The organism is Methanimicrococcus hacksteinii (assembly GCF_032714515.1).
Classification (GTDB): domain Archaea; phylum Halobacteriota; class Methanosarcinia; order Methanosarcinales; family Methanosarcinaceae; genus Methanimicrococcus; species Methanimicrococcus hacksteinii.
Map to the genome: position 1 here is coordinate 1 of NZ_JAWDKC010000034.1, position 6,763 is coordinate 6,763.

The 6,763-nt window shown below is 41.9% G+C and carries 3 protein-coding genes; 2 read left to right on the forward strand and 1 reads right to left on the reverse strand.

Features of this window, described 5'->3' with window-relative positions:
- Positions 1 to 653 precede the first annotated feature (653 nt).
- Positions 654 to 5,477, forward strand: a complete 4,824-nt coding sequence (locus tag MmiAt1_RS09275; RefSeq protein ID WP_318786598.1) for an SdrD B-like domain-containing protein — start codon at positions 654 to 656, stop codon at positions 5,475 to 5,477.
- A gap of 557 nt (positions 5,478 to 6,034) precedes the next feature.
- On the opposite strand, the gene MmiAt1_RS09280 is transcribed toward MmiAt1_RS09275, so the two are convergent.
- Entirely contained in the window at positions 6,035 to 6,226 is a 192-nt protein-coding gene (locus MmiAt1_RS09280; RefSeq protein ID WP_318786599.1) for a hypothetical protein, read from the reverse strand.
- Positions 6,227 to 6,365: 139 nt separating this feature from the next.
- Here MmiAt1_RS09280 and MmiAt1_RS09285 point away from each other — a divergent pair, with 139 nt between their 5' ends.
- A complete protein-coding gene (locus MmiAt1_RS09285; RefSeq protein WP_318786600.1) occupies positions 6,366 to 6,650 on the forward strand; it encodes a hypothetical protein in 285 nt (94 codons plus the stop codon).
- The last annotated feature ends 113 nt before the right edge of the window (positions 6,651 to 6,763 follow it).

The following is a 6,763-nucleotide window of genomic DNA, read 5'->3' on the forward strand; positions in this document are numbered from 1 at the left end:
TATTTATTAATCATATAATAAAATGTATTCAATATTGCTGCACTGTTGCAGCACGTTTATTGAATTTTCGGGGATAAAGTTTATGTATGATGTAGTGACCATTCGCTTCGCGCTTCGCGCTTCGCGCTTCGCGCTTCGCGCTTCGCGTGCAGTAAGCAGCAACAGCAACCACTGTGCATAAGCTTCGCTCATCTTCAAATTAATGAAAAAAGTCCCCGCCGAAACGTTTACTTTTCTGTTCTGAACTTTTCAAAGTATTTGAAAAACTGTCTTTTTTCCGGACTTCGGTCTGTTTTCAATCTTTGGAAGACTTTCTCAAATGTTTTCAATTCGCATGTGTCCGGTTCGGGCATTTCCGGGCTGAAAGCGTTTGATTTGAACAGAAATTTCACTCCTTTCAACACTCACGTTTTTGTTTTGCAGTTTCTGACCGTTTCTGAGAGAGGATTCTATGCCGTTTTCAGCGGTGTCAGTCACCTGCAATTCAAAATAAAAAACGCAACCCAAAAACGATTCAACTCCGCGTCGGCGCGAATTGCGCCGGCGTTTTCCTTAAACTTATCAGCCGTGAGCGACGCGGCTTGAATATTGGTGCTTATAATGCAAATGAAAATGCAAATTCTTCAAAAATTCGACTGATGTGAGGGAATTTTATGACAAAATTGGTAGAGAAAATTTCTTTTAGAAATATAATGGTTTTAATGAGCGCGGCAATGATATTGCTGCTGCTTGCAGGGTCGGCGATGGCCGCAAATGAATTGAGTTCAAAATGGAGTGACGGCGACAGCAGCAGCTTTGAATTGAACGAATCCCGTTCATTGATTTACACGATCGGGTCACTGCCTAAAGGTACCTATGAGCTTGAAATTACATTGGCAAACACAGACGGCAGTTATTCGGATTCCGGATTTGAAATCCTCGGTTACACCGGTTCGGATAAAATCCCCGATACTTATTCCAATATCTTGAATAAAGACAAAATCAAACTCAGCAATGATAAAACGACATTGACTTATACCCTTGAAAATCCGATTTTTATGACATTGGATGTTGTAATCTATGCAAACGGAAGCGGTGTTTATCCGAATGAAGAAGTTCAAATCTCGGCCGTTTTGAAACAATCCGGCGGCAACCCGATAGATACTGATACAACATCGATTGACTGCAAAATTGATAAAGTCAGTTTCAGCTCTCAAATGTTTCTTTTGAATCCCGCAGAAATGCCTGCATATTTCGATAAAACGGTTCTCGTCAATGCGACTTATCGTATCGCTGCTTCAACAGAAGCATCCCGTACTTATTCGACAAACGGGTTGAAACTTCCTGTCCAAGGCTTGACAGTTGATTTTTCCAATGTTGAAATTAAATATTATAACGGAACTGCTATGGATATCAAAAAATACAGCGAGTTATATGAAACATACGGGGACAATTCTCCCATTGTTTTTATGGATGAATCCGGAAACACTTTGACGAACCATAAATTGGTTTTGGGAAATAAAGCCAATTTATTTTCAGGCACTTCTTATCCTTTCTCGTTTAAAGTCAATGGGGGTTTCGTTAATCAAGGCGCTGCTCCCCAAATTATTTTCAAAAACATTTCTGTCAGCGGCGACATTCTCTCTAACGGACGCGGTCCGTCATATCAATTCGGAAGCAGCTTGGTTAATGCAGTTTCAGCTCCTGCAACGCTGACCGGGTCCGAAAACATGAATGTTTATATCTATCCGCTGGCCGGAATTTTGCCGAATTCAATCCAATACGATCAGTCGAATGATCCCAGAGCACATCTTTACACACAGGATTTGTTTAAGCTTCAAATTACCGACAGTATCCGTGACGGCAGAGATGTGGAAATAACCGTTGTTTTGCCCGACGGCGTGAACATTACGCATTTGAGAATGCCGAAACCGCCGGCCAAAGACAATGATGATATCAAATACAAGTCTGTCAGTGTTTACAATAATACTTCCAAAGTTTATGATTCATTGGATACTTACGTTTCAGTTTCAAATACAGGCAGTTATTTGGTTGATTTTACCGATCATGGTTTTGATCCGGTATTTGATGAAGGGGACGACCGTGTCATGAAATTCAAATTTGAAAAATTATTGAAGATACGGCTGGCTTATTCTTCGGCAGGTAATTATGCATCGACGAACGGTATTACTTTTATCGGAACAACAGAAGATGTTGAAGACTCAACCATCACAGTTAAAACAACAGCTCCGGGAAATGATGTCTCAGGGTCTCTCGATCTGACTCCCGATTCCAAATACCCGCTGAGCGGATACATCGGTTTGAAGAAAGGAGAACTTTTGGTAAACAGCGACGGAACCAAAATCTCTGCTCCGTTGGTCAAAGGAGAAACATACGTTTTGAGTTCAAATTTCACGCCTTCCGGCTACCCGTATTACTCTTCACACCGCACAGATCCGCTGTCCCCCTCTTCGACATATACCGTTTCAAATCCGGTTGTTTATTTCAGCATACCCAAAGATTTTGCAGCCGGCACACCCACCCTTCAGCACAGCTCAACGAAAAGCGGTGCAATTACAGATGTGCTGGGACGAGAAGTGGTGTTGGCTGACCCTGTTATCTATCCGAATGCCGGTGTTTACGGTGATGAAGGCGGCAGATTAGTTGAAGTCCGGATGATGCTTGCAGAAAATCCCGTTGGTTCATTGGATCCTCAAAATTTCTGGCTGAAGACAGGAACTTATAAAATTGATTTACCGATTACTCTCAGCCTGCTGACGACAGAAGAATCCGTTGTTTTTACAAAAGATTCTGTACTGGTCAGTTCCTGGGATTCCGGAGCCAGTTTCTTTAAAGCAAGAGACGGCGGAAATTGCGGCAACACTCTCACTTTGACAAGCGCAGGAATTGATTTCAGCGCGGTTTCAGCTATTTCCGATGACGGAATTTATGCCAGATATCTGGAAGACAAGTCTTTTTCAATTAACACTGAAAAAGTAACGGATGTTTCTGTTTATGTGGAAACTGCCAGCGGTTATGTCTCTTATAACCCGAGTAATCCGAATTCTTATCTGCAGCTGCATGCCGGAAGCAAAAACGAAGTCTTCCATATGGTCATGAAAGGCGGAACGGAAACGGTCGAAAGCGATTCTGTTCTCGGATCTGCTGCATATTTTGTTATTCCGAAAGGCAGTGAATGGAAAACCGTTTTGAACGGTGATTTTGTGCTGAATACAGATATGGCAGCAGTTGAAGTTTCCTATACAGATTTTGCTGTTGACTCCGATAAAATCGGAACGGATTATGATTATTCATATTTCGACAGTATTGATGAAAATGAGTGGACGAAAATTGACTTCACTCCAGTTACCGGCACAGAATCAAAGTCTAATTTGGATTCTGTCACTTTGAACGCCATTACAATGGTCAAATGTTTGTTCGTTTTGAATGATCCGGATGAAATGTTTGATTTGAGTATGCCTTTTGAAGTGCCGCGCGCAGAAGAGGGTACAACTTACGGCGGCCCTGCTGCTTTAATTCGGGGACATACGGCTTTCTCCTTCGGAGACCCCATTAATATTGCTAAAGATGATTCCAACACACCGGCAATAGAACGTACAAAAACAAGTGCGCCTGCACTTAAGTTTGTGGATTCCGTCGACGGTTCCGAGTTGGTTCTCTCCAACATTCCGACTTCATTTGCAGATGTGCGTATGGAAGACGGTGAAAGCAGTATTCCGAATTGGTGGAATGTTTCGGTTTCAGATGATTTTACGGATGTTGCCTTAAGCTCAATCAAAATCGACTTTGTTCCCGCTAAAAGCGGCCAATCAAGAACTCAACCGCTTACACCGTTTACACCAAACGGGGCTTTCTATGAAAAAGATGCAACAGATGGTTTAGAATGGAATTCTTATACCGTTTCTGACAAATCCTTTGTAACTCTGACTCCGGGAACGTATACATTTACATATACCACGGCAAAAGACGATGACTTGCAGTCAGATACCAAAATCGTTTCTCTTACGATCACGAAAGACAACGAAATTAAGTTGAGCAACGGCAAATATGAAGCTTTCCAGGATTCTTCCAAAAAGGGCACTGATCCGATTCCCGTTTTCAAGAGCTTTGTCTCCGGGACAGATGATAATGTTCCGATTGCATCGACTGATTTTGTCCACGTTCCGACAGTCGGCAGCAATGATTTTGGTGTAATCGGCTGGGATGTCCCCGGAAAATACGCTTTCACCTATTCGTACACAGACATCGGCAACAATAAAGAAACGGCTGATGTTGATGTCATTATCAAATACAAAGGCGCATTAACTTTGAAACCTGTTCTTCAAGCAGGCAGCGAAGATTTAATCGAGACAATTGTATTTGGTGTCAACGGCGATACAGTTGATTTCGACGGCGAAAAATATACAGCCGAATTAAAAGCAGCATCCGGAACACCGAAACAGGTCGTTTATACGGTTTCATTGACCTCTTATCCGAGCGGTCTCATTAAGCCGGATACATTGCCGAGCGGAACCGCAGGAACTGATGTCGGCGATATGCTGCCTTTCCCGTCAAAAGAAGTCATCTTTACACCGGCGCAGTTTATCGTTGAAACAGACGGCGCGGGCGTTGAAACACTGACTTTAATGAAAGTCGGCGCCGGCGGCGATCCGGATGAAGAGATTGAAACAAAATCAATCTACGGTACGGCTGCCGATACAATTGCCTTTGCTCCCGAAGACGGTGAGTGGTTTAAAGACGGCGCTTACTACATGACTGTCACTTTCCTTCCGGGCTACGGTGTCGGAGCAAGCAGTGATTTCTCCGAATCCGGAGATGTGTTTAAAACAGCTTCTGTAACCTTGAACTCCGAGGATGTCGAATGGAACTGCAATATCGAAAAAACACCTCTTGTTTCGGGAATTGCCTGGAACGATGCGAATAAAGACAGTTTGATGGATGTCGGCGAAGATGTTTTGTCCGATGTTGAAGTCGAACTTTGGTATAACGACGGTACCGACTGGACGATTGTCGGCACAACCGCAACAAACGACACAGGCTACTACCGCTTCTATGAAGATTTGGAAGAAGGCGCTTACTACATCAAAGTGAACGTTTTGAGCGGCTACCAGCTGTCTGAATTTGTTGTCGGCGGCGCTCAGGTCATTCACAAAGTCAATAACTGCTCGGATGAGTTTAACCTGGACAGCAATGACGGCATGTGGAAAACAGACGGACACATCGGCCTTTACAAGACCGAGAACAGCGGAAACGGCAATGGTTACGGCCAAGCTTATGTTGTTTATTCAACAAGCGGCGGTACCATTCTGGTGGAAGGCCCTGAAGGCGATGTCATCGAACCCGGTTTCGAAAGACCGGTTGATGTGCCCGAAGAAGAAAAAGGATTCCCGTGGCTTTTCCTGATCTTGGTCATCGGCGGTATTCTTGTCTTCTTTGTTGTTTTTTACAGCGAATACGTTAAAAAGGAACAGAATTAATTGAAAAATTAATTCTCTTCTTTCCTTTTTTTTATTTTTTAACAGTTTTTTTGACAGCGTTTTTACAGCAAGCTCTTTTTTCAATATTTGAAAATTCATTTCAAATCGTAAAATTTATTACAAAGTTTTGAATATTAAATAATTTATTAAGTGAATTGATTTCATTCGGATTTTCGGTGGTTTTGTGTGTCGGGAAGCTGTTTTCTTCGACTTTTCAAACTTTTAAAAATTCGTCGTTAAGTATATATATTCTGAAATCTTTTACTGATACAATGATTATTTACTAATCATATAATAAAATGTATTTGATATTGTTGCGTTATCGCAACACGTTTGTTGAATTTTCGGGGATAAAGTTTATGTATGATGTAGTGACCATTCGCTTCGCGCGCAGTAAGCAGCAACAGCAGCCACTATGCATAAGCTCCGCTCATCTTCAAATTAATGAAAAAAGCACCCGATACAACGCTTACTTTTCTGCTCTGAACTTTTCAAAGTATTTGAAAAACCGTCTTTTTTCCGATATTTCGGCCTGTTTTCATCTTTGGAAGACTTTCTCAACTGGTTTCAGTTTGAACATATCCGATCCGGATATTTTTAATTTGAAAACGCTTGGACGGGGCGGAAATTACACCCTTTTCAACACTCACGTTTTTGTTTTGCAGCTTCTGACCGTTTCCGAGAGAGGATTCTCTGCCGTTTTCAGCGGTGTCAACTGTCTGCAATTCAAAATAAAAAACGTAACCCAAAAACGATTCAACTCCGCGTCGGCGCGAACCGCGCCGGCGTCTTTCTTTACACTTATCCGTGAACAGATGAAATCATGCTCAGGTGCAGTCTTGCTCTGTTCGGTTTAATGACTTATTGCGACATAAAAGGAGAATTATTATGCGTTCAGATATTTTCAGAACAATAAGCACTTGCTTAATTATAGGGGTGCTGTTCATTTTGGCGGCTGCCATCCCTGCCGCTGCTGCTGATTATGAAGTCCGCGGAAGCTGGATCGATAACAATAATGCAGCGACACAGATTTTCAGGCCGAATGATACAAATGTTTTAAGTTACACGATCAATGCAAATAATATTGAGCTTCCCGCTTATTTTATTTTAAGCATTGCCGATAACGGCGGCGAACCGCTTTCCGGATTTGATATTTTCAAAGGGTCAAGATAAGAATAGAGGATTTTCTCTCAAGATTTTTAGGATTTTTTGATATAAATCTTCATTCCTATAATTGTACCTAAATTCACATTCTTTTAAATGAAGATAAAAATACTTTTTATGAA